Source organism: Brachybacterium sp. GCM10030267 (assembly GCF_042666875.1).
GTDB lineage: Bacteria > Actinomycetota > Actinomycetes > Actinomycetales > Dermabacteraceae > Brachybacterium.
Genome location: NZ_JBHTCX010000002.1, coordinates 165,823 through 187,343, shown reverse-complemented (window position 1 = coordinate 187,343; position 21,521 = coordinate 165,823). Strand labels below are relative to the sequence as shown.

General features: G+C 70.7%; 24 protein-coding genes. 11 read left to right on the top strand and 13 right to left on the bottom strand.

The annotated features are described in order from the left end of the window. Window positions 1-18 precede the first annotated feature (18 nt). The gene (locus ACFQS2_RS01265) at window positions 19-939 is read right to left on the bottom strand and encodes a sugar phosphate isomerase/epimerase family protein (protein ID WP_377792428.1); all 921 of its coding nucleotides are present in this window, start codon (window positions 937-939) and stop codon (window positions 19-21) included. Between the two features lie 239 nt (window positions 940-1,178). On the opposite strand from ACFQS2_RS01265, the gene ACFQS2_RS01260 reads away from it, so the two are divergent. The 4 genes from ACFQS2_RS01260 to ACFQS2_RS01245 all read left to right on the top strand — a co-directional run bounded on the left by ACFQS2_RS01260 (window position 1,179) and on the right by ACFQS2_RS01245 (window position 5,130). Then, a complete protein-coding gene (locus tag ACFQS2_RS01260; RefSeq protein WP_377792427.1) occupies window positions 1,179-2,069 on the top strand; it encodes a hypothetical protein in 891 nt (296 codons plus the stop codon). Window positions 2,070-2,084: 15 nt separating this feature from the next. Beyond that, a complete protein-coding gene (locus ACFQS2_RS01255; RefSeq protein ID WP_377018081.1) occupies window positions 2,085-3,305 on the top strand; it encodes a toxic anion resistance protein in 1,221 nt (406 codons plus the stop codon). A 159-nt stretch (window positions 3,306-3,464) separates the two neighbouring features. Then, window positions 3,465-4,223, top strand: a complete 759-nt coding sequence (locus ACFQS2_RS01250; protein ID WP_377792426.1) for a triose-phosphate isomerase — start codon at window positions 3,465-3,467, stop codon at window positions 4,221-4,223. A 136-nt stretch (window positions 4,224-4,359) separates the two neighbouring features. Next, on the top strand, window positions 4,360-5,130 hold the full coding sequence (locus ACFQS2_RS01245) for a hypothetical protein (RefSeq protein ID WP_377792425.1): 771 nt from the start codon (window positions 4,360-4,362) through the stop codon (window positions 5,128-5,130). On the opposite strand, the gene ACFQS2_RS01240 is transcribed toward ACFQS2_RS01245, so the two are convergent. Further along, a complete protein-coding gene (locus ACFQS2_RS01240; protein ID WP_377018072.1) occupies window positions 5,117-5,821 on the bottom strand; it encodes a GntR family transcriptional regulator in 705 nt (234 codons plus the stop codon). The two genes, ACFQS2_RS01245 and ACFQS2_RS01240, sit on opposite strands and share 14 nt — an antisense overlap. A gap of 124 nt (window positions 5,822-5,945) precedes the next feature. On the opposite strand from ACFQS2_RS01240, the gene ACFQS2_RS01235 reads away from it, so the two are divergent. Next, entirely contained in the window at window positions 5,946-6,479 is a 534-nt protein-coding gene (locus tag ACFQS2_RS01235) for a hypothetical protein (protein ID WP_377792424.1), read from the top strand. A 27-nt stretch (window positions 6,480-6,506) separates the two neighbouring features. Here ACFQS2_RS01235 and ACFQS2_RS01230 read toward each other — a convergent pair whose 3' ends face one another. Next, complete coding sequence (locus tag ACFQS2_RS01230; RefSeq protein ID WP_377018070.1) at window positions 6,507-7,496, bottom strand: Gfo/Idh/MocA family protein; 990 nt, start codon at window positions 7,494-7,496, stop codon at window positions 6,507-6,509. After that, on the bottom strand, window positions 7,490-8,485 hold the full coding sequence (locus ACFQS2_RS01225) for a Gfo/Idh/MocA family protein (protein ID WP_377018069.1): 996 nt from the start codon (window positions 8,483-8,485) through the stop codon (window positions 7,490-7,492). Before ACFQS2_RS01225 ends, ACFQS2_RS01230 begins: the two co-directional genes overlap by 7 nt. A 161-nt stretch (window positions 8,486-8,646) precedes the next feature. On the opposite strand from ACFQS2_RS01225, the gene ACFQS2_RS01220 reads away from it, so the two are divergent. Next, window positions 8,647-10,194 (top strand): alpha-N-arabinofuranosidase, encoded by a 1,548-nt coding sequence (locus ACFQS2_RS01220; protein ID WP_377018068.1) that lies wholly within the window; start codon window positions 8,647-8,649, stop codon window positions 10,192-10,194. A 26-nt stretch (window positions 10,195-10,220) separates the two neighbouring features. Here ACFQS2_RS01220 and ACFQS2_RS01215 read toward each other — a convergent pair whose 3' ends face one another. Both ACFQS2_RS01215 and ACFQS2_RS01210 read right to left on the bottom strand, forming a co-directional pair. After that, window positions 10,221-11,465 (bottom strand): nucleoside permease, encoded by a 1,245-nt coding sequence (locus ACFQS2_RS01215; protein ID WP_377018067.1) that lies wholly within the window; start codon window positions 11,463-11,465, stop codon window positions 10,221-10,223. Between the two features lie 41 nt (window positions 11,466-11,506). Then, a complete protein-coding gene (locus tag ACFQS2_RS01210) occupies window positions 11,507-12,841 on the bottom strand; it encodes an aminotransferase class I/II-fold pyridoxal phosphate-dependent enzyme (RefSeq protein ID WP_377018066.1) in 1,335 nt (444 codons plus the stop codon). 84 nt (window positions 12,842-12,925) lie between these two features. On the opposite strand from ACFQS2_RS01210, the gene pdxS reads away from it, so the two are divergent. Then, window positions 12,926-13,810 carry a pyridoxal 5'-phosphate synthase lyase subunit PdxS gene (gene pdxS, locus ACFQS2_RS01205; RefSeq protein ID WP_377792423.1) on the top strand — a complete coding sequence of 295 codons (885 nt, stop codon included), beginning with the start codon at window positions 12,926-12,928 and terminating at the stop codon, window positions 13,808-13,810. After that, window positions 13,807-14,415 (top strand): pyridoxal 5'-phosphate synthase glutaminase subunit PdxT, encoded by a 609-nt coding sequence (gene pdxT, locus ACFQS2_RS01200; protein ID WP_377792422.1) that lies wholly within the window; start codon window positions 13,807-13,809, stop codon window positions 14,413-14,415. Before pdxS ends, pdxT begins: the two co-directional genes overlap by 4 nt. Here the strand turns inward: pdxT and ACFQS2_RS01195 are convergent. The 4 genes from ACFQS2_RS01195 to soxR form a co-directional block, all read right to left on the bottom strand. Next, a complete protein-coding gene (locus ACFQS2_RS01195; RefSeq protein ID WP_377018063.1) occupies window positions 14,399-14,899 on the bottom strand; it encodes a flavodoxin domain-containing protein in 501 nt (166 codons plus the stop codon). The genes pdxT and ACFQS2_RS01195 overlap by 17 nt on opposite strands. Further along, window positions 14,896-16,284 (bottom strand): APC family permease, encoded by a 1,389-nt coding sequence (locus tag ACFQS2_RS01190; protein ID WP_377018062.1) that lies wholly within the window; start codon window positions 16,282-16,284, stop codon window positions 14,896-14,898. The genes ACFQS2_RS01195 and ACFQS2_RS01190 overlap by 4 nt, the downstream gene beginning before the upstream one ends. A gap of 232 nt (window positions 16,285-16,516) precedes the next feature. Further along, window positions 16,517-17,146 carry a superoxide dismutase gene (locus ACFQS2_RS01185; RefSeq protein ID WP_377792421.1) on the bottom strand — a complete coding sequence of 210 codons (630 nt, stop codon included), beginning with the start codon at window positions 17,144-17,146 and terminating at the stop codon, window positions 16,517-16,519. Between the two features lie 83 nt (window positions 17,147-17,229). Further along, the gene (gene soxR, locus ACFQS2_RS01180; protein ID WP_377018061.1) at window positions 17,230-17,691 is read right to left on the bottom strand and encodes a redox-sensitive transcriptional activator SoxR; all 462 of its coding nucleotides are present in this window, start codon (window positions 17,689-17,691) and stop codon (window positions 17,230-17,232) included. A 147-nt stretch (window positions 17,692-17,838) separates the two neighbouring features. Here soxR and fdxA point away from each other — a divergent pair, with 147 nt between their 5' ends. The 3 genes from fdxA to ACFQS2_RS01165 all read left to right on the top strand — a co-directional run bounded on the left by fdxA (window position 17,839) and on the right by ACFQS2_RS01165 (window position 19,809). Further along, window positions 17,839-18,168: a ferredoxin gene (gene fdxA, locus ACFQS2_RS01175; protein WP_377018060.1), complete on the top strand. Its 330-nt coding sequence runs from the start codon at window positions 17,839-17,841 to the stop codon at window positions 18,166-18,168. 79 nt (window positions 18,169-18,247) lie between these two features. Beyond that, entirely contained in the window at window positions 18,248-18,655 is a 408-nt protein-coding gene (locus tag ACFQS2_RS01170) for a YciI family protein (RefSeq protein ID WP_377018059.1), read from the top strand. Between the two features lie 11 nt (window positions 18,656-18,666). After that, on the top strand, window positions 18,667-19,809 hold the full coding sequence (locus ACFQS2_RS01165; RefSeq protein ID WP_377018134.1) for an RNA polymerase sigma factor: 1,143 nt from the start codon (window positions 18,667-18,669) through the stop codon (window positions 19,807-19,809). Between the two features lie 7 nt (window positions 19,810-19,816). Here ACFQS2_RS01165 and ACFQS2_RS01160 read toward each other — a convergent pair whose 3' ends face one another. From ACFQS2_RS01160 to ACFQS2_RS01150, 3 genes are all read right to left on the bottom strand, one after another. Continuing rightward, window positions 19,817-20,518 carry a TetR/AcrR family transcriptional regulator gene (locus ACFQS2_RS01160; RefSeq protein WP_377018058.1) on the bottom strand — a complete coding sequence of 234 codons (702 nt, stop codon included), beginning with the start codon at window positions 20,516-20,518 and terminating at the stop codon, window positions 19,817-19,819. Further along, window positions 20,518-20,814 (bottom strand): hypothetical protein, encoded by a 297-nt coding sequence (locus ACFQS2_RS01155; RefSeq protein ID WP_377018057.1) that lies wholly within the window; start codon window positions 20,812-20,814, stop codon window positions 20,518-20,520. The genes ACFQS2_RS01160 and ACFQS2_RS01155 overlap by 1 nt, the downstream gene beginning before the upstream one ends. 109 nt (window positions 20,815-20,923) lie before the next feature. Next, entirely contained in the window at window positions 20,924-21,517 is a 594-nt protein-coding gene (locus ACFQS2_RS01150; RefSeq protein WP_377792420.1) for a GAF and ANTAR domain-containing protein, read from the bottom strand. Window positions 21,518-21,521 lie beyond the last annotated feature (4 nt).

Sequence of the window (21,521 nt, the reverse complement as noted above, 5' to 3'; positions counted from 1 at the left end):
GGCGTGCGCCCCGGGGCCTCATGCTAGAGCCGAGCTCAGCACCTGCCTGATGTAGTGCACGTTCTCGGCGATGACGCCGAGGGAGTCGGAGCCGTAGTGCTCGCAGCAGAACGGACCCGTATAGCCGAGCTCGAGGGCGCGGCGGATCACGGAGCGGTAGTTGATGTAGCCGTACTTCAGCGGCATCGGCGCCGAGGAGTAGGCGCCGGTGGCGGTGTCGTAGTCGCGGGTGTAGTTCTTGATGTGCCAGAAGTTCGAGTGGGGCAGGACCTTCTCGAAGATGTCCTGCCAGGGCTCGACCTCGCGGTGCAGGCGCACCAGGTTGCCGACGTCGGGGTTCAGGCCGACGGCCTCGTGGTCGACGTCGGCCAGGAAGGCGACGGCGTCATCGGCCGTGCCGACGTAGGTGTCCTCGTACATCTCGAGGCTGACCTGGATGCCCTGTGCCTTCGCGGCGTCCCCCAGGGTGCGGATGCGTTCGATGGCCAGGTCGCGCAGGGCCGGGTCGTCGTGGTGGCCGTCCTCGAGCCAGAACCAGATGGCCTTGCTCTGGGCCTCGGTGAGGGCCTGCATGAAGCCGGTGTTGACGACGCTCACGCCGAAGCTCGGGGCGAGTTCGATGAACCGCAGCGCGTCGGCGAGGTTCTGCTCCCCGTGGCGGGCGTCGACGACGGAGTTGCGCGTCATGGAGATCGAGGACAGCGACAGACCCTCCCCGTCGAGCACGCTGCGGAACTCCTCGAGGCGCTCATCGCTGAGCTTGGCCAGCGGCAGCCAGGCATCGGTGGGGTCGATCTGGTCGACACCGAGCTCCTTGACCTGACGCAGCTGCGAGGCCCAGACGGAGGACGGGGCCTCCAGGGTCGGGGTGCCGTCCGAGGTGGTGTTCCCGAACGACAGCATGTTGGCCCCGATCGGCCAGTTCTCCGCGGTGAACATCGCTGTCCCTTCAACGTCGACGGTGTCTCGACGTGGATCCTATAGGATCATCGCGGCGGTGTGAAGGGCGACGGCGTCAGCGCCCCGGCATCGTGGCGGGCGTGAAGGGCCGGGCGTGAAGGGCGCAGCCATGTTCCCTCCCAGCCGATCGCGATAGCCTTCCGACAAGCCGACGACGGGGCGCTCGGGCGGCTCCCGGGCCCCGCGCCGGCTCCGCCTTCCGAGAGATCGGGTTACCTGTGCACGAGGGGAACGATCGACCGGCCCACCGGCCGGACACCGGGGACGGCACGTCCCCCGATCCCGTCGCGCCCGGCGACCGCGACCTGCCGTGGAAGGCCACGCCCGAGCGCCGGGACCTGTGGGGACCCGCCCGGCGCCCGCTCCAGGGCACCGTCCACCCGCCCTCCGAGACCGCAGTGGACCGCCCGCGGCGTCGGGGCGGCCTGCTCTGGGTGGGGGCGCCTCTCCTCGCCGGTGGCGCCGCCGGCCTCACCAGCCTGGTGCTCGGCCTCGGCAACGTCATCGCCGGCCCCCTCGACACGGTCGGGGTCGCCCTCGGCGTGGGCGCGCTCGTCGCCGGCGGCAGCGGTGCGCTGGCGCGTGCGCTGCGGCCGAAGCCGGCGCTGCTGAGCCCCGTCGGCCCCGACGTCCCCGAGACCACGCGCGAGACCCTCGAAGGGATCCTGGAAGCAGCGGCCCGCACCCGGGAGCGCACCACCGCACTGCGTGAGCGCGCCTCCGACCCCGCCGCACGGCTCGCACTGGACCACATCGACTCCCTGCTGGAGCGCATCGAGACCCTCGTGGGCTCGGAGACGATCCAGGCGCGGCGTCCCTACGACGGCGACGTCACCATGCTCGAGGGCATGGCCACCCGGTACCTGCCGGACCTGGTCGACGCCGCCGAGGACACCATCGGCTTCCTCGCCTCCTTCGCCGGCGCAGCCCGCCAGGAGGCGCTGGAGAACCTCGGCACCATCGACCAGCAGCTGAGCGTGCTGGACGAAGGACTCGAACGCATCGAGGCGGACATCGTCGCCGGGGTCTCCCGCGACCTCGACGTCCACGCCGAGTTCCTGCGCTCACGCTTCGCCGACCAGCACCTGAACCCGATCATCGACGTCTGATCCGAAGGAGACCCCATGGACAAGCTCGAACCGCCGGAACCCGCCGAGGAGATCGTCCCCTCCGAGCCCGTGGAGGAGGTCAGCGAGGACAAGGCCGTCTCCCTCCTGCCCGACCTCCCTGCCGAGCAGCAGCAGGAGCTGGAGGCCAAGGCGAATTCCTGGCTCGACACCGTCACCTCGCTCAACCCGCACTCCCAGGAGTTCACCGCGGAGGTCGCGGCCATCGGCTCGGTGGCCCGCCGCACCTTCGAGCGCACCAGCACCACCTCCTCGCGCTTCATGGAGCAGTCCCTGCGCGACGCCCGCGACAGCGGCGACGCCCAGCAGTCCGTCTCCAAGTCCCTCGTGGACCTGCGCACCACCATGGAGGACCTCGCCCCGCAGGAGGACACCTTCGCCTCGAAGGCACTGTCCTTCCTGCCGGGGATGGGAAGCGCCAAGCGCTATTTCCGGCGCTTCGAGTCCAACCAGAAGCAGCTCGACGAGGTGCTCCAGGCACTGGGTCGCGGCCAGGAGATGCTCCAGCGCGACAACGCGGAGCTCACCGTCGAGCGCCGGTCCCTGTGGGAGGACCTCGGCGCCCTCCAGAAGGCCTCCCACCTGCTGGGCCTCCTGGACGAGCAGGTGGTGCGCCGCGCCGAGCGGTCCCGCGCCGAGGGCAGGACCGAGGTGGCCGACGCTCTGGAGCGCGACGTGCTGTTCGCCGTGCGCCAGCGCCGGCAGGACATGGCCACGCAGATCGCCGTGACCGTCCAGGCCTACATGGCGATGGGATTGATCGAGGACAACAACACCAAGCTCGTCCAGGGGGTCGATCGCGCCCGGACCACCACCGTCACCGCGCTGCGCACCGCCGTGATCACGGCCCAGGCGCTGGAGAACCAGAAGATCGTGCTGGACCAGATCGACGCGGTCAACCGCACCACCGACGACCTGATCGACCGCACCTCCGAGATGCTCGCGAAGAACACCGTGCGCATCCAGGAGCAGGCGGCGACCTCGGGCGTCTCCCCCGAGACCCTCGAGCGGGCCTTCGACAACCTCTTCACCACCATGGACGGCCTGGATGCGTTCCGCACCAAGGCCAACGAGTCCATGCTGACCACCGTGAACGCCCTCGAGCACCAGGTCGAGCGCGCCCAGCCGTACCTGCGGCGCATGCAGCAGGAGCCGGCCGAGGAGATGAACCTCGAATCGGCCAGCGACCTGCTCTCGATCGAAGACGAGACCCGCTGACCGGACGGCCACCGAGGCCACCCCTGCCACCCCGCCCCGAACGCGCACCCTCCCCCTCCGACGGGCCGGAATGGCGCGTTCATAACGGCCCGTCGGAGGGGGTGGCACGTGGCCTGCCCGGCCCGCGAACAACCCATCGAACACCCGAGGAGACCCTTCGTGACCCTGTGGATCGGCACCAGCTGGAAGATGACCAAGACCCTCGCCGAGGCCCGCGCCTGGGCCGAAGGATTGCGCGAGCACCTGGCCGGAGGCGCCCCGGCCGGCGTGCAGCCCTTCGTTATCCCCTCGTTCACCGCGACCACCACGGTGCGCGAGATCCTCGGCGAGGACTCCCCAGTGCTGCTGGGCGTGCAGAACGCCCACTGGGAGGATGCTGGCGCCTGGACCGGTGAGGTCTCGGTCCCGCAGGCGAAGGACGCCGGGGCCCAGCTCGTCGAGATCGGTCACTCCGAACGCCGTGAGCACTTCGGCGAGAGCGTCGAGACCACCCGCTGGAAGGTCGCCGCGGCGCTCCGTCACGGCCTCACTCCCCTGTTGTGCATCGGCGAGAGCCTCGAGGTGAAGGATGCCGGGGGCTCCGCGGAGTTCATCCTGGAGCAGGCCGCCGGGGCGCTGGACGGTCTGGATGCCGACGAGCTCTCGCGCGTGGTCATCGCCTATGAGCCGATCTGGGCGATCGGCGAGAAGGGCCGCCCGGCCACGGTCCGGGAGCTCATCGAGCCCTTCGCCGCGCTCGGGGAGGCCTACGGCGGGAAGGTCACCGGGCTGCTCTACGGCGGCTCCGTCAACCTCGACAACGCCGCCGATCTGCTCGGCATCGAGCACGTCACCGGCCTGTTCGTCGGCCGCACCGCGTGGGAGCTCGAGGGCTACCTCGAGCTGCTGCGCATCGCGGAGGCGCACGCCGCGGTCTGACTCCGCTCAGGCGCCCGCGATATCGTGGTGGCCCTCAGCTTCATCCCACGAGACTCTGCGGGTGACCATGAGCGACCAGGGCCGATCGGCACGTGCTCAGCCGACCAGAAGGGGCCACCTCCCCTTCCGACCCCCTATGTCACAGGGCCCGCTCGTGGGAAAGGTCCACCCGCCGCCGTCGACATCGATCACCGTGCCGCGTCGGCGCGGCCGCTGGCTGACCGTCTGGGTGCCCAGTGTCCTCGGTGGCGTCTTCGGGATCGGCAGCTTCCTGGTGCTCGGCGTCAGCTCCCTGATCGGCGGTGCCGGGCTCCTCGCCCCGCTGCTGGCGGGCGCGGGGGTCGGGGTCGTCGTCGGCGGCGGTCTGGGCATCCTGCTGCGGAACCGGGGCCCGGCACCGGTGCGTCTCAGCGCCGGCCGCGCGGAGATGCCCGTCGGCACCCGCCCGGTGCTCGAGCGCATGGTGAGGTCCACGAAGCGGGAGCGTCGCCGCCTCGCCCGGATGCGGCGGAGGCGGCCCGGTCCCCTCGTCAAACCGGTGCTCAAGCGCGCCGAGGCGCTCCTGCAGAGGATCGATGCCCTGGCGGGCTCACCCTCGCTGCAGTCGCGCCGCGCCTCGGACGAGGACGTGATGATGCTGGAGGGGATGGCCTCTCGCTACGTCCCCGACCTCGTGCAGGCGCTGGAGGACACCGCCAGCTTCCTCGCGAGCCCCACGGACGAGGCCAGGCAGCAGGCGGCCGCGAACGTGCGCAGCATCGACGAGCAGCTGGCGGCACTCGACCGGGAGGTCGATCGCCTCGAGAGCGACGTCATCGATCGCCTCACCCGGAACCTCGACGTCCACTCCGAATTTCTGCGGCACCGCCTCCCCGATCAGCGGACCGACCCCCTCACCGGCCGCTGACCTGCGCCGCCGCTTCCGTATCCATCTCGACCGACCGGGTCAGCACTGCGTCGAGATGATCGGCCAGGGCCTTCAGCGCCGCATCGTGGTGATGGCGCCGGACCTTCTCGAGGATCTCGCCGTGCTCCTCGTACGCCTCCCGGGCATCGAGCTGCATGGGCCCGCCCTCCCAGGTCTGACGCATGCGGTGGGTGTGCGTGCGCAGGCTCTCGAACATGTGGGCCAGGTACCGGTTGTTCGCATGCTTGTAGAGGGTCTGGTGGAAGCCCCAGTCGGCCTGGAAGTGCTCGCGCACCAGTTCGTAGTCGACCTCGTCGGCCGCATCGATGCGGGCCATCACCTCGGCGTGGCGGGCCTGCGCCGCCTCGAGATCGGCCACCAGCGCGTCCCAGTCCTCGAAGGCGCGGTCCAGGACCGCCAGCTCGATGGTCTTGCGGGCCTCGAGCAACTCCGTGATCTGCTCCGTATCCAGCATCGGTGCCACCACGTAGCCGCGCAGCGCGACGTACTCGACCAGGCCCGATCGCTCGAGGGAGACCATCGCCTCGCGCACCGGGGTCGGAGAGACGTCGAGGTCACGGGCGAGACCGTCGATGCTGAGCCGGGAACCGGGGGCCCAGCGCGATTCGAGCAGACGCTGCAGCATCAGCTCCTCGACCTCGTCGCGCAGCACCTGTCGTCTGATGGCCATGTCGTCAGTCCCTTCGTGCGCCGAGGGGGAGGCAGGACCAGCACACCCTTGCGCTACGGCGATCCGTTTTCCCATAGGATACCCAGGTCGCGAGGGCGGACGGACCGCGCCGCAGGAAGGTGCCATGACCCAGTCGCCCGAGCACAGCCCCGATGCCACTGGTGACTGGGAGGACGAGCAGATCCGACGGCTCGTGGCCGAGTGGTCCTGGGCGTCCCTGCTGCCCGCGACGTCCCATCCGGTCTGGGTTCATGCGCCGGGCCTGGATCCCGGCGTCGCCCGCGACGCCCTGGGCCGGATCGCACGGGCGAACGCGGAGGTCGACCCGGATTCTCGGCCCGAGATCGGCCTGCTGACGGGACTGGTGAGCGCCCGGCGCCGTCGCGAGCATCGCGATCGGGTCGAGCAGTGGCTGGCGCCGTACACGCGCGCCTGCGAGCGCGACCGGCACCTGGTCAGGCCACTGCACGAGGGGGCGGACCTCGCCGCCGCCTCCGTCGTGCTGCGGCTGGATCCGGCCGCCGAGCGGACCGTCCACGACCTGCTGTGGCGGATGGGCCACCACGACGACGAGGATCAGGCGCGCAGCGACTGGCTGGACCTGGTGGTCGCCTACGAGGAGAAATACCCGCAGGAGACCTTCGACGGGCCCGCCTGAGTCGGATCCAGCCCGGTCCAGTCCTGTCTAGCCCTCCAGCGCCACCGGCTGCCCCGTCCGCACCGATTCCTGGGCAGCGGCGACGACCTTCACGGTCCGCAGCCCCACGTCGCCCGAGGGCTCGACGGCCTCTCCTGCGCGGACGGCGTCGAGGAATGCCGTCAGCAGCAGCGCGTCGGGGTCGCTGCCGTAGGGCAGCCACTGGCCGTGCCCGCCGACATGCTGGGCGAAGGCGTCGACCTGGAGCTGCCCGCCGGTGCCGACGGCCTGCACGCGCAGCCCGCCCCAGGTGGGGGCGTCCGGCGGCTGCGACCAGGAGCAGTCGATGGTCGCGACCAGTCCGCTGGCGTAGGTGAGCGTGACCAGTCCGCCGGTCTCGGCGCCCTCCCCCGCACGATCGGCGTACAGGATCCGGTTGGCGACGGCGTGCACGGTGGCGGGCGGGCCGAAGACGGAGTCGAGGATCTCGGCGATGTGCACGGTGTGGTCGACCATGGCGCCGCCGCCGGCGAGCTCGACGTCGGTGAACCATGCGCGCGAATCGGGCAGCATCCCGTTGTTGGTGCCGGTGATGCCGATGACCTCCCCGAGCGCCCCCTCGCTGATCGCGGTGCGCAGCGACTGGACGGCGGGGGCGAAGTGGACGGGGAAGGCGGTCATCAGCACCACGCCGGCCTCGCGGCAGGCGGCGACCATGGCCTCGGCGTCGGCGACGTTCGTGGCCAGCGGCTTCTCGCACAGCACGTGCACGCCTCGGCGCGCGGCTTCCAGCACCAGGTCCTTGTGGTGCGCGTTGGCGCTGGTGACGACGATGGCGTCGGGCCCCTCGGGCCAGGCCTCCCAGGCCGCGGCGTACGAGTGGACGATGTGCTGGGCGGGCACGTCGCCGTAGTCGTCCGGATCGGCGACCACGAGATCCACCTCGGGCAGTGCCTCGAGCCGGCTCGCGTAGGAGACGGCGTGGGTGTGCGCGCAGCTCATCAGCGCGATCTTCAGCGGGGTGGTGGCGGTCAGCATGTGACGCTCCCTCCGGTGCGCAGGGATTCGAGGGCGGCGGAGGAGACCTCGACGGCGTAGGCGCCGTCGGCCGCGGAGACCCGGGAGGGGCCGCCGTCGCGGATCGCGGCGGCGAACTCGAGGATCTCCTCGACGTAGGGGCTCGGCCCTGCCGCCACATCGGGGAGGTATCCGTCACCGCTCCTCTGGCGCGCAGAGGCGACCTCGTCGAAGATGACCGGGGAATCGCCCGCGGAGTCGTACTGGAGCTTGCTCACGTCCCCGGCCAGGTCGAAGGTGTAGCGGAACTGCGTCCCCGGTGGGCCCCACAGGCCGCGGCAGTGACTGATCGCCCCGGAGGTGTGGGTCAGAATCACGTGGGCGGTGCGCACGGTGTCGGTCTCCGTCGCCGTCGACTGCCGCGCGTAGACGGTGCCCACGGGGCCGGCCATCCAGATGGCCTGGTCGATGTCGTGGATCATCTGGTCCATGACGATCCCCCCGGAGCGGGACTCGTCGCCGAACCAGGGCTGGGTCGGGAAGGATCCGGTGCGCTCGAAGCGCAGCACGGCGAGACGGCCGACGGCGCCGGTGTCGATCGCGGCCTTGGCGGCGGCGTACTGCGGGAAGAACCGCACGACGTGGGCGGGCAGCAGCAGGCGGCCGACACGCTCGGCGTGCTCGAGGACCGAGCGGGCGTCCTCCGGGGTGAGGGTCAGCGGCTTCTCGCAGACCACGTCCTTGCCGGCGTCCAGCGCGCGGTGGACGATCTCGCCGTGGTCCGGGGTGGGCGTGCAGATGTCCACGGCATCGACGGCCGCGAGGATCGACTCCAGGCTCTCGTGGACCCTCGCGCCGAACTCCTCGGCGAAGGCCGGGGCCCCCTGCAGGCTGTAGCAGTGCAGCTCGGCGCCGGCCTCGATCCAGCCGGGGGCGTGGGCGCGGGAGATCCCGCCCGTACCGATGACGCCGACGCGCAGTGGCGCGGCGGGCGGGGACGTGGAGGTCATGGTCAACCTTTCCTGCCGGAGCGGGCGGGCCCGAGGACGGATATATGAAAGCCTATTTCAGAACGTCGGCTCGCGCCATCCCTGAGGAGAAGTGCCCATGGGCTAGCCTCGGGGGCACCGGCTCGCGCCCCTCCCGACCGCCGCGGGCGGAGGACTCCTCGATGACCCTGCACGCCACCGTCCACCTCCATCCTGCCCACGACGTCGGCCCCGTGCGCCGCCGCACCTTCGGCAGCTTCGTCGAACACATGGCGCGGTGCGTCTACACGGGCATCGTCGAGCCCGACCATCCCTCGGCCGACGCCGACGGCCTGCGCACCGACGTCCTCGAGCTCACCCGCGAGCTCGGCGTGAGCTCGGTGCGCTACCCCGGCGGGAACTTCGTCTCCGGCTACCGCTGGGAGGACGGGGTGGGCCCCGTCGAGCAGCGACCGTGGCGCCACGAGCGGGCCTGGCATTCGATGGAGCCCAACACCTTCGGCCTGGACGAGTTCATGACCTGGGCCGCGAAGGCGGGCGTCGAGCCGATGTACGCGGTCAACCTCGGCACCCGCGGGCCGCAGGAGGCCCTCGACGTGCTCGAGTACGCCAACGCCCCCGTCGGCAGCGCCCTGTCCGATCAGCGCGCGGCCCACGGGCACCCGGAGCCGTACGGCATCCGGATGTGGTGCCTGGGCAACGAGATGGACGGCCCGTGGCAGCTCGGGCACAAGCCGGCCGACGTCTACGGGCGGATCGCGGCCGAGACGGCACGGGCGATGCGCCGCGAGGACCCGGACCTCGAGCTCGTGGCCTGCGGCTCCTCCCACTCCTCGATGCCGACGTTCGGTGCGTGGGAGCAGGCGGTGCTGGAGGCGGGCTACGACGCGATCGACATGCTCTCGGCGCACGTCTACTACCGCGAGGAGGACGGCGACCAGGCCTCCTACCTGGCGGCGGCCGAGGACATGGACGCCTACATCGACGCCGTCGTCGCCACCTGCGACCACGTGCGGGCGCTGGGCCGGCACGGCAAGCGCATCATGATCAGCTTCGACGAGTGGAACGTGACCAGCAACGGCCACGGCGACCCGGGCGCCGAACCCAGTGGCGACGACTGGCCCGTGGCGCCGCGGTTCGCGGAATCGACGTACACGGCGCAGGACGCCGTGGTGGTGGGCAACCTGCTGATCAGCCTGCTGCGGCACACCGACCGCGTCGCCTCCGCCTCGCAGGCCCAGCTGGTCAACGTGCTGGGGCCGATCCGCACCGAACCGGGCGGACGCGCCTGGCGCCAGAGCATCTTCCATCCCTTCGCCCTGACCTCCCGGCACGCGCGCGGGCAGGTGCTGCGCACCGCCCTCGACTCCCCGGCCTACGAGAACCGACGCTTCGGGGCGAGCTCCGTGCTCGATGCCGTGTGCACGTGGGACGAGGAGAGCGGCGAACTGGTCGTGTTCGCGGTCAACCGCTCGCTCGAGGAGTCGCTCGAGCTGACGGTGCCGCTGGATGCGTTCCGGGAATCGTTCGAGGTGGCCGAGGCCGTGATCGTGCACGAGGAGGACCCGTACGCGGTGAACACGGCCGATGATCCCGATCGCGTGATCCCGCGGCCCTTCGGCGGGGTGGGGGACGAGGACGGGGCCGTGCCCGCGGACGAGGACCTCTCCGCGCTCCTGCCCCCGATCAGCTGGGTCATGATCCGGATCCGGGCGCGGCGCGGGGCCTGAGCCGGCTTCTCTGCCCTGCCCGGCGCTCAGCCGGCGGCAGCGGGCTCGGCCTCGTCGTCGGCCTCGTCGGCCGTTTCCTCGTCCGTGAAGAACGTGGCGAAGAAGATCGCGACCAGCACCGCGAGGCCTGCCGGGACCAGCCAGATCGCCCGCCAGTCGTGCGTGCCGTCGGCCGCGAGGAAGGCGTCCACGATCACGCCGGAGATGAGCGTGCCGATCAGCAGGCCCACCCCGTAGGTGGCCAGCGAGATCAGCCCCTGGGCGGCGCTGCGCACGCGAGCGGGGGCGAAGCGGTCGGTGTAGATCTGCCCGGCGACGAAGAAGAAGTCGTAGCAGATGCCGTGCAGGACGAGGCCGATGATCACCATCCACAGCAGCGATCCGGCGTCGCCGAAGCCGAACAGCACGTACCGCAGCGCCCAGGCGAGCATGCCGATCAGCAGGGTCCACTTGATGCCGAGACGCTTCAGCATGAACGGCATGGCCAGCAGGAACAGGGCTTCGGAGAACTGGCCCAGGGATTGGTACGCGGCGGCCCGGGGCACCCCGATCTCGTTGAGGTAGAGGTTGGTGAAGGTGTAGTAGAAGCCCAGCGGGATGCAGATCAGCACCGAGGAGACGAAGAAGACCAGATAGGAGCGGGTCCGCAGCAGAGCCAGGGCGTCCAGCCCGAGCACGTCCCGGACGGTCGCCTTGCCCTGGTTCGGCTCCGGCGGGGTGTGCGGCAGCGTGAACGCGTAGAGGCCGAGCACGGCCGAGCCGATCGCCGCCATGTAGAAGGTGTTCTCGAGGCTCCCCGAGCCCTCCCAGCCCATCCAGCCGATGGCCAGGCCCGCGATGATCCAGCCGATCGTGCCGAACACGCGCACGGCGGGGAACTGCTGATCGGGCTTGGTCATGCGTCGGAACGAGATCGAGTTGACCAGGGCGAGGGTCGGCATGAACGACACCATCGCCAGCAGAGCGAAGAGGAAGAAGCCGTTGAAGTCGTCCTGCCGCCCGGCGAGGACGAGCATGACCGCGCTGAACAGGTGCAGCACGCCGAGGATGCGCTGGGCGGCGAAGAACCGGTCCGCGATGAGCCCCACCAGGAACGGGGCGATGATCGCGCCGAGGCTCTGGGTCATGGTCGCCAGGGAGATCTGGCCGCCGGAGGAGCCCAGCTCGGTGCCGAGGTAGGTGCCGAGCGTGACGAACCAGCTCCCCCAGACGAAGAACTCCAGGAACATCATCAGCGACAAGCGGAGACGGATGGCAGGCTCGAGCCTCATGGTCGACAGCACCTTTGTTGTGTGGCCGGGGTCACGGCATGTTAACCCGTCTCGCGCACCGCGGCCGCGATGTCGGCGGCCAGGGAGTCCGCCTCCTGCTCCTCGAGCTCGTGCACGGTGACGCGCAGATGCCGCGAGGGGGCGGCCGCCTGACCCAGGCGGAATTCGTCGCCCGTGCGCACCAGCCATCCCCGTCGCATGAGCCGCTCGGCCACGGCCCGCGCCGGCGCCCCGACGGGGACCCACAGGCTGATCCCGTCGCCGGGCTCGACAGATAGGCCGTGGCCCTTCAGCCGCGCCCGGAAATCGGCATTGCGCTCGGCATAGTGCTGGCCGGCCCGCTCGATCAGCGCACGGGAGCCGTCATCGCGCAGCACGGCGTGGGTGATGCGCTGCAGCAGGTGCGAGACCCACGTCGTGCCGGGGCTGAGCCGCATCGCCAGCCGCTCAGCCGTCTGCGGATCCGTCGCGGTCAACGCCAGGCACATGTCCGGGCCGACGAACTTCGAGACCGAGCGCACCAGTGCCCAGCGCCGGTGCTCCGGCCCGATGATCGAGCGGAACGGGGACCGCGAGAGCATCGAGTAGTAGTCGTCCTCGATGACCAGCACGTACGGGTGGTCTGCGAGCACCTCGCGCAGCTGGCGGGCACGCGTCTCGCTGAGCGAGGCCCCCGTCGGGTTCTGGGCGCGCGGGGTGCACACCACGGCCCGCACCCCCTGCTCGAGGGCCGCCCGGAGACCGTCGGCCGTCATGCCCTCTGCATCGACCGGGACCGGCACGGCGCGGTAGCCGTTCACGCGCACGGTGTGGATGCTGGCCAGGAAGCATGGATCCTCCAGCGCGACCGCGTCATCGCGCATCAGGGCCTGGGCCAGCAGCCGCTCGACGGCGTCGACCGCGCCGCTGGTCAGCGTGAGGCGGAAGTCCCCACCCTCGGAGGGAACATCGGGCGCCATCCACCGCCGCGCCCACGACTCGAGCTCCGGGTCGATCACCGGTTCGCCGTAGAGCACCGGCCGGCCGCCGGCAGCCTGCAGGGCGGGGACGAGCTCCGGGATGAGTTCCGGGGCCGGGTTGCCGGTGCCGAGGTCGCGCAGGGCTCCGGCGTCGGCGTAGCCCTCCTGCGGGACGGCGCTGCTGCCGGCCACGCGGGTGCCGGCCCGGCCCTGCGCGACCACCGCCCCGGAGCGGGCGAGGCGGCGATAGGCGGCCACGGCCGTGTTGCGGTTGACCCCGAGCTGCTCGGCCAGGGAGCGCACCGGGGGCAGGGCATCGCCGGGGGTGAGTTCGCCGCGGTCGATCAGGGCGCGCACGCTGTCGGCGATCTCGGCGGCGGTGGCGCCGGTGATCGACGTCGATGCAGGTGTGGGCACGATCCGAGTGTACGACCCGCACCCTCTCCCACTTCGGCATACGCCGTGCTAGCTTTTGGCCTAGATCAAACGAAGGAGTGCACCATGACCACAACGGGCACAGGGCGCGTCAAGCGCGGGCTGGCCGAGATGCTCAAGGGCGGCGTCATCATGGACGTCGTCACGGCCGAGCAGGCGAAGATCGCCGAGGATGCCGGCGCGGTCGCCGTGATGGCCCTCGAACGCGTCCCCGCGGACATCCGCGCCCGGGGCGGCGTGGCCCGGATGAGCGACCCCGACCTCATCGACCAGATCATCGAGACCGTCTCGATCCCGGTCATGGCCAAGGCCCGCATCGGCCACTTCGTCGAGGCGCAGGTCCTCCAGCAGCTGGGGGTGGACTACGTGGACGAGTCCGAGGTCCTCTCCCCCGCCGACTACGTCAACCACATCGACAAGCACGCCTTCACCGTGCCGTTCGTGTGCGGGGCGACCAACCTGGGCGAGGCGCTGCGCCGCATCACCGAGGGCGCCGCGATGATCCGCTCCAAGGGCGAGGCCGGCACCGGGGACGTCTCCGAGGCCACCAAGCACATCCGCACCATCACCGCGGAGATCAGCGCACTGCGCTCGAAGTCCAAGGACGAGCTGTACGTCGCCGCCAAGGAGCTGCAGGCCCCCTACGACCTGGTGGCCGAGGTCGCCGAGACCGGCACCCTGCCGGTGGTGATGTTCACCGCCGGCGGCGTCGCCACCCCGGCCGACGCCGCGATGATGATGCAGCTCGGGGCCGACGGGGTCTTCGTCGGCTCGGGCATCTTCAAGTCCGGCAACCCCGCCGAGCGGGCCGCCGCCATCGTCAAGGCCACCACCTTCCACGACGATGCCTCCGTGATCGCCGACGTCTCGCGCGGGCTGGGCGATGCAATGGTGGGGCTGAACGTGGCCGATGTGCCCGCCCCGCACCGTCTGGCCGACCGCGGCTGGTGAGCGGGTCGGCTGGATCAGCACCGCGCGTCGGCGTCCTGTCCCTGCAGGGCGACGTCCGCGAGCATGCGCAGGTCCTCACGCAGCTCGGCGCCGAAGTGACCCTGGTGCGCCGGGCCTCGGAGCTCGCCGCGGTCGACGGCCTGGTGCTGCCCGGCGGCGAGTCGACCGTGATCGACAAGCTCTCGCGATCCTTCGGCCTGCAGGCGCCGCTGCGCGAGGCGATCGCGGCGGGGCTGCCGGTGCTGGGCACGTGCGCCGGTCTGATCCTGCTGGCTGATCGTCTCGCCGACGGGATAGCCGGTCAGGAGACCTTCGGCGGGATCGACGCGACCGTGCGGCGCAACGCCTTCGGTGGCCAGGTGGAGTCCTTCGAGGCGGATCTCGACGTGGCGATCTTCGAGCCGCCGACGGTGCGGGCGGCCTTCATCCGCGCGCCCGTCATCGAGGAGGTCGGCTCATCGGCGACGGCACTGGCAGCCCTGCCCGACGGCCGCGTGGTCGCCGCCGAGCAGGGGAACCTGCTGGCGATGGCCTTCCACCCGGAGTCCACGGGCGAGACCCGCTTCCACCGGAGGTTCCTGGACCGGGTCAGCTCCCGCGTCTGAGCAGCGGGGCGATCTCCCGTGTCCACTCGGCGACCGCCGGCAGGTCGCGGAAATCCCCGGTGGGCGTGCGCATGGACGTCAGCAGCAGCCGCTCGTGGACCGGGAGCCTGTCCATGAGCACCCAGCCCGGGAAGTTCCGCACGGCGACCGGGGAGAAGTCGATCCGGTCCAGGAACGCATCGGTGGCCTTCTGCCGGCCGCCCTTGGCGGGGTCCGAGGCGGAGCCGGAGCAGGAGAAGAACGCGAACGGACGCTCCAGCACGCTGGCGCGATGCTTCTGGACCCAGCTCACCGCGGGCTTGTCGATCGACTCGGCCCGCACGGGCGCGCCCAGCACCACCGCGTCGTAGGCTCCCGGGTCCGGGTCACGCGTGACGTCGACCAGGTCCGAGGGGATCTCGCGCTCGGTGAGGGTGGCCGCGACGGTCTCGGCCAGGGTCAGGGTGGCTCCGGAGTGGGTCGCGTAGGCGACCAGCACGCTCATGGCTTCAGTGTGCCAGCGTCCGTCGGGCCCCGCCAGAGGGTGGGCGCGAGGAACCCGGCGACGAACACGAGCGCGAGGATCGCGCCCCAGGTGATCGCGGCGCTGATCCCGCCGACCAGCAGGGGGAAGTTCACCAGGGAGATGGCCAGCACCGCGAGCAGTCCGAGCCCGCCCAGGATCGTCGCCGCGAGCATCGCGGCCGGCACCCCCTCCCCTCGGCGTCCCAGTGCGAAGCGGACCACGGCGATGCTGGTCAGGGCCATCATCAGGATGACTCCGACCGCACCGGCCCCCGAATACCACGTGTAGATCTCGACGACGGGATCGAGCTGCGCGAGCGCCGAGACGACCACGATCGCTGCGGTCACGATGCTCACCCAGAGCGAGGCCCTGGACGGTGCCCGGTGGCGGGCATGTGCCTGGCCGAGGGCCGTGGGCAGCACTCCGCGCCGGCCCAGCGTGAACAGGTATCGGGCGACGATGTTGTGGAATGCGAGCATGCAGGCGAACATGCTGGTGACGACCAGGGCCTGGACGATATGGCCGACGATCGGGGCCACCACGTCGCCGGCCAGTGCCACGATCACGCCGTCGGGATTCGCGGTGGCAGCCTCCACCGCGTGACCGGCGCCGAGCCCGGAGATCACCAGCCAGGCCGACACGGTGTACAGCACCCCGATGAGGATCACGGCGATGTACGTCGCCCGCGGCACGGTGCGCAGCGGATCCTTGGCCTCCTGCCGGAACACCGCAGTGGCCTCGAACCCGAAGAACCCGAGGAAGGCGAAGAGCAGACCCAGCCCCGGTGCGCCGCTCAGCGCTTCCGCCGGCGCGAACGGTGCCGCACTGACTCCCCCGCCGGAGATCAGCACACCGACGTCGATCGCGACCACGGTGAGGATCTCGAGCACCAGGACCACGCCGAGGACCTTGGCCGACAGGTCGATCTGCCGGTACCCCAGCAGCGCCACGACGAGGATCATCACCGCCGAGACCAGCCACCACGGCAGCTCGGCGCCGCTCCAGGCCTCGACCAGATTCCCGGCCTGCACGCCGAGGTAGCACGTCATCGAGACGGTCAGGAGGGCATAGGACAGCAGGGCGAGGGCGGCGGTCCCGAGGCCGGCCCGGTGACCCAGCCCACGGTCGACGTAGGCGTAGAACGCCCCGGCGTCCGGCACGTACGGAGTCATCCACGTGAACCCCGCCGCGAACAGCAGCAGGATGACTGTGGCCGCGAGGATCAGCAGCGGAGCCCCCACCGAGCCGGACTCGAGCAGGATGATCGGGAAGTTCGCGACCACCACCGTCACGGGGGCCGCCGCCGCGACCACCATCAGCACGATGCCCGCTACGCCGAGATTCCTCGTCAGATCCGTGGTCACGTCCGTCCTCTCCTCGCCTGCTCCGGGTGTTCAACCACGGCACGGTACGCGGTCCGGGCAGGCGTCGGTCAGGCGGTCCGCGTCGGCGTGGATGCAGGCACCGACACCCGACCACGGAAGGAGCGGGAGGCGAGGCAGCGAGAGGCACCCGGACACACAGAGCGGCCGGCCCCCGTTGTGGGGACCGGCCGCCGGCGATGGTGTGTCGATCCGTCAGGATCGACACGTGCGATCAGGCTTGGGGGACGACCAGACCGGAGGCATTGGAGCGGGCGTTCTCGAACCGCTTGGCCACATCGGCCCAGTTCACGATGTCCCAGATCGCCTTGACGTAGTCCGCCTTGACGTTCTGGTAGTCGAGGTAGAAGGCGTGCTCCCACATATCCAGCTGGAACAGCGGGATCGTCGCCACCGGCACCCCGTTCTGCTGATCGTAGAACTGCTCGATCACCAGATTGCCACCGGCCGGCTCGTAGGCCAGCACGGCCCAGCCCGAGCCCTGGATACCCAGCGCCGCCGCGGTGAAGTGCGAGCGGAACGCATCGAAGGAGCCGAAGTACTCATCGATCGCGGAGGCCAGCTCACCGGTGGGCTTGTCGCCACCTTCCGGGGAGAGGTTCTTCCAGAAGATCGAGTGGTTCGTGTGGCCACCGAGGTTGAACGCGAGGTCCTTGGAGAACTGGTTGACCGAGGTGAAGTCACCCGACTCCCGGGCCGCCGCCAGACGCTCCAGCGCCGTGTTCGCGCCCTTGACGTAGGTCGCGTGGTGCTTGGAGTGGTGCAGCTCCATGATCTGCCCCGAGATGGACGGCGCGAGAGCCCCGTAGTCGTAATCGAGATCCGGAAGCGTGTATTCCGCCATGATCAGTCCTTTCGATGAGGGATGCCTCGACCTTAGAACCTCGAGCGGGCTTGAGGTCAAGGCGTCTCACGTCGGCCCGGCGCTCAGCTCTCCGGGATGTCATCGAGCCGTCGCGGGCCGGAGCCGGTCGCGGCGAGGGCGTCATCCGGATTCAGCAGCGCACAGGCCCGCAGCGAGAGGCATCCGCAGCCGATGCAGCCGGTCAGCTCGTGCTCGAGGCGCTCGAGGCCGCGCCGGCGCTCCTCGAGTTGGCTCTTCCACCGGCGGGAGGCGCGCTGCCAGTCGGCGTGCGAGGGCGTGCGCTCCATGGGGACGTCACCGAAGGCCTCGTGCACCTCGGACAGCGGCATCCCCAGACGTTTGGCGACGGTGATCAGCGAGACCCGGCGCAGCATGTGGCGCGCATAGCGACGCTGGTTCCCGGCTGTGCGCACCGAGGCGATGAGGCCGAGATCCTCGTAGTAGCGCAGGGCGGAGACGGCGACCCCGGTGCGACGGCTCATCTCGCCGATGGTCAGCAGCTCGTCGGGTTCGTGCGCGTCCACGGGCACCTCCTCGTTCCGTGTCAGCCGGGTCGTCTCGTGGTGTGTCGGATCGTGTCCCCGTGTGTCCACGCGCGTCTCCCCCGCTTGACCTCAAGTGCACTTGAGATCTTACGGTGCGGGAAGCTTCGATCGGGAAGGACGCTCAGCGTGACCTATGTGATTGCACTGCCCTGTGTGGACGTGAAGGACCGCGCCTGCGTGGACGAATGCCCCGTGGACTGCATCTATGAGGGCGACCGGATGCTCTACATCCAGCCTGACGAGTGCGTCGACTGCGGCGCCTGCGAACCCGTCTGCCCCGTGGAGGCGATCTTCTACGAGGATGACACGCCGGACCAGTGGGCCGACTACTACAAGGCCAACGTCGAGTTCTTCGACGATCTCGGCTCCCCCGGCGGCGCGGCCAAGATGGGCGTGATCCACAAGGACCACCCCCTCGTGGAGGCGCTGCCGCCGCAGGAGAACCCGCTGGAGTAGATGTCGAGAACCGGCCATCGGTTCCGTCCCCCGGGTGAACGCGGCCACAATGGGCCGCACACCCGAGAGGACATCCACCATGGCCAAGTACCTGATGCTCAAGCACTACCGCGGGGCACCGGCCGCCGTGAACGACGTGCCCATGGACCAGTGGAGCCCCGACGAGGTCGACGCCCACGTGCAGTACATGGACGCTTTCGCCGACCGGCTGCGGGAGACCGGCGAGTACGTGGGCTCCGGGGCGCTGGCTCCGGAGGGAACCTTCGTCCGATATGGCGGGGAGGGGAAGCCGCCGGTGACCGACGGGCCCTTCGCCGAGACCAAGGACCTCGTCGCCGGGGGGATGGTCATCGACGTCGACAGCTACGAGCGGGCGCTCGAGCTGGCCGGTGAGCTCTCCGCCGCCCCCGGCAAGGGCGGCGAGCCGATCCACGAATGGCTCGAGCTGCGCCCGTTCCTCGGAGAGCAGGCACCGGGCGCCGAGTGAATCCACCCGCGCTGGACGAGGTCGCGCTCCGAGAGCTCGTGCCCGCCGTCCTGATCGCCCTCCGCCGCCGCGGCGCCGATTTCCCGGCGGCGGAGGACGCCGTGCAGGAGGCCCTGCTCGAAGCGCTCACCGCCTGGCCGCAGAGCCCGCCCCGGGACCCGAAGGCCTGGCTGGTCACGGTGGCGTGGCGGAAGTTCCTCGACGCCGCCCGCTCCGAGACGTCCCGACGGCGCCGGGAGCAGGCCGACGCCGAGGCCGCACCGTCGGGCCCGGTGGCGTCGGCCGATGAGACGCTGCAGCTGTACTTCCTGTGCGCGCACCCCTCGCTGAGCCCGTCCTCGGCGATCGCGCTGACGCTGCGCGCGGTGGGAGGTCTCACCACCAGGCAGATCGCCGCGGCGTACCTCGTGCCCGAGGCGACGATGGCGCAGCGCATCTCCCGTGCCAAGCGCACGATCGCGGGCTCGCGGCTGGATCGGCCCGGTGACGTCGCCACGGTACTGCGGGTGCTGTACCTGATCTTCACCGAGGGCTATTCGGGCGACGTGGACCTCGCAGCCGAGGCGATCCGGCTGGCCCGGCAGCTGCACACCGCAGTGGATCATCCGGAGGTCGCCGGGCTGCTCGCGCTCCTGCTGCTCCATCACGCACGACGCCCGGCCCGTTTCACCGCGACCGGCGCGCTGGTCCCCCTCGCCGCGCAGGATCGCACCCTGTGGGACACCGACGTGATCGCCGAGGGCGTCGGGATCCTGCAACGGGCCCTGGCCCGTGACCGGCTCGGACCGTTCCAGGCCGAGGCCGCGATCGCCGCCCTGCATGCCGACGCTCCGAGGGCGGAGGAGACCGATTGGCTGCAGATCCTTCAGTGGTACGACGAGCTGCTGCGGTTCTCCGACACCCCGATCATCCGCCTGAACCGGGCCGTCGCCCTCGGGGAGGCCGACGGGCCCCGCGCCGGGCTCGCGGCTCTCGCCGAGCTCGACCCGGCCCTGCCCAGATACGCCGCCGTCTCCGCGCACCTGCACGAACGCTGCGGGGACGTGGCCACGGCCGCGCGGCGGTACGTCGAGGCCGCGGCAGCGGCCACCAATGTCGCCGAGCGCGACCACCTCATCAAGCAGGCGGCCCGGCTGAACTCCCCTCCGGCCTGACGCGGCCTCAGCCCGCCTGCAGGATCAGCCGCACCAGCTTGCCGAGATCGGACATCGGGGCGTCGTCCCGCAGAGCGCTCTGCATGGTGCGCACGGTGCGCTCGCGCATCGCATGGCTGAGCACCAGGGCGACCATCGTCCGGGCCGCGAAGGCCGGCTCGACCCCTTCCTGGAGGAAGCCGCGCTCGTCCAGAGCCGCCAGGCACTGCTCCAGCACGTGCTCGTGCACCCGGCGCAGGCGCGCCACCCGGAACCGACCCGGATGGTCGGAGCTGATCACGTTGGCGTCCAGCGTCGCCAGCAGCTGGATCGGCGTGCACCCGGGGTGCCAGAACCTGGCCAGTCCCCGCAGCAGCGTGTCCGGATCGGCGCCGAGCTCGTCGATCTCGTCCAGGGCCTCCTGCGCGTGGGCCTCGAGGAGATCGATGACGGCGTCCAGCAGCGCTTCCTTCGACGCGAAATGGTGCAGCATCCCCGGGTGGGAGATGCCGACCCGCGCCGCGATGTCACGCAGGCTGGCCCCGTAGTACCCGTACTCGGCGAACATCTCCGCCGCGCCCTCGAGGGTCTTCTCGCGGCGCGAGGAGCGCTTCTCGCGGGTCGGTGGCGCCGCGGGGGCCTGCACAGTCGCCGTCGGCGCTGCGGCCGTATCAGCCGGGAGTGCCACACCCTCGGGCGGGACCACGGCCGCTGAGTCGACGCCCGCCATCAGACCACGCTCAGCGCCGGGACGTCGCTGCTCGGTGAGCAGTCGGGCAAGGGCTCGGGAGGGAGCAGGAAGCGCACGGGCTCCAGGACGGAGCGCAGTTGAGCCACGCCCGTCGTCTCGATGTGACGGGCCTCGGTGAGGTCGATCGTCACCTGGAGGGGGCCGAGAGCGCACGCCCGTCGGGCCAGCGGGAGGAGGGTCTGCTGGGTGTCTTCGGTGAGGCACCCGGTGACGAGGAGCCGGATCTCGCGGGCATCCACATCAGCACGAACGGTGACCGAGATTCTGTGGGTCATGGCGGGCCTTCTTGCGCATCACGAACGGCGCGGCCCCATGCTTGACCAGCGAGACCGACTTTACCAGCGGTCCATATCAGATCGAACCCAGCTGTGGCTCAGACCATCCTCAGGCGTCGAAGTGCGTGTTCGGCTCCGCCGGGTCGAGCTTGGTCACGAGTTCCGCGGCCAGCTCGCGCAGCTTGACGTTGCGATGGCTCGAGGCCGCCTTGAGGATCGCGACCGCCTCTTGCTGCGCGCACCGGTTCTGGGCCATGACGATGCCCACCGCCAGATCGATGACGGTTCGGGATTCCATGGCGGCGTGAAGATCCTTCTCGGTCTCCCGCAGTCGCGCCATCCGCACCGCCAGCCGCAGCGCGTTCGAGGCCTGGCGGACCTCGTGCTCGAGCAGCTCGACCTTCTCGGGACCGAAGTCGTTCGGCGTCGGGGAGTAGCTGTTCACGCCCGCGAATCCTTCTTCGCCGAGCTCGAACGGGATCCCCAGCACCGAACGGACACCCTCCTTCGAGGCGATGGCGTGATACTCGGGCCACCGGTTGTCGTCCCGCGTATCGCCGACGCGGATGATGGTGTGCTCGCGGATCGCCGTCAGGCAGGGCCCGTCGGCGAAGCTGGTCTGCGTCTCATCCAGCGCCTCCGCCTGGGGGCTGGAGGCGGCTGCTGTGGCCGCCCTCTTCTCGCGCAGAGACTGACCGCGCACCACG

Excerpts from the sequence above, each read along its gene's own strand:
- ACFQS2_RS01265 (WP_377792428.1), bottom strand. The coding sequence starts at position 939 with ATGTTCACCGCGGAGAACTGGCCGATCGGGGCCAACATGCTGTCGTTC.
- ACFQS2_RS01255 (WP_377018081.1), top strand. The coding sequence starts at position 2,085 with ATGGACAAGCTCGAACCGCCGGAACCCGCCGAGGAGATCGTCCCCTCC.
- ACFQS2_RS01245 (WP_377792425.1), top strand. The coding sequence starts at position 4,360 with ATGTCACAGGGCCCGCTCGTGGGAAAGGTCCACCCGCCGCCGTCGACA.
- ACFQS2_RS01240 (WP_377018072.1), bottom strand. The coding sequence starts at position 5,821 with ATGGCCATCAGACGACAGGTGCTGCGCGACGAGGTCGAGGAGCTGATG.
- ACFQS2_RS01235 (WP_377792424.1), top strand. The coding sequence starts at position 5,946 with ATGACCCAGTCGCCCGAGCACAGCCCCGATGCCACTGGTGACTGGGAG.
- ACFQS2_RS01230 (WP_377018070.1), bottom strand. The coding sequence starts at position 7,496 with ATGCTGACCGCCACCACCCCGCTGAAGATCGCGCTGATGAGCTGCGCG.
- ACFQS2_RS01225 (WP_377018069.1), bottom strand. The coding sequence starts at position 8,485 with ATGACCTCCACGTCCCCGCCCGCCGCGCCACTGCGCGTCGGCGTCATC.
- ACFQS2_RS01220 (WP_377018068.1), top strand. The coding sequence starts at position 8,647 with ATGACCCTGCACGCCACCGTCCACCTCCATCCTGCCCACGACGTCGGC.
- ACFQS2_RS01215 (WP_377018067.1), bottom strand. The coding sequence starts at position 11,465 with ATGAGGCTCGAGCCTGCCATCCGTCTCCGCTTGTCGCTGATGATGTTC.
- pdxS (WP_377792423.1), top strand. The coding sequence starts at position 12,926 with ATGACCACAACGGGCACAGGGCGCGTCAAGCGCGGGCTGGCCGAGATG.
- ACFQS2_RS01195 (WP_377018063.1), bottom strand. The coding sequence starts at position 14,899 with ATGAGCGTGCTGGTCGCCTACGCGACCCACTCCGGAGCCACCCTGACC.
- ACFQS2_RS01185 (WP_377792421.1), bottom strand. The coding sequence starts at position 17,146 with ATGGCGGAATACACGCTTCCGGATCTCGATTACGACTACGGGGCTCTC.
- ACFQS2_RS01170 (WP_377018059.1), top strand. The coding sequence starts at position 18,248 with ATGGCCAAGTACCTGATGCTCAAGCACTACCGCGGGGCACCGGCCGCC.
- ACFQS2_RS01160 (WP_377018058.1), bottom strand. The coding sequence starts at position 20,518 with ATGGCGGGCGTCGACTCAGCGGCCGTGGTCCCGCCCGAGGGTGTGGCA.
- ACFQS2_RS01155 (WP_377018057.1), bottom strand. The coding sequence starts at position 20,814 with ATGACCCACAGAATCTCGGTCACCGTTCGTGCTGATGTGGATGCCCGC.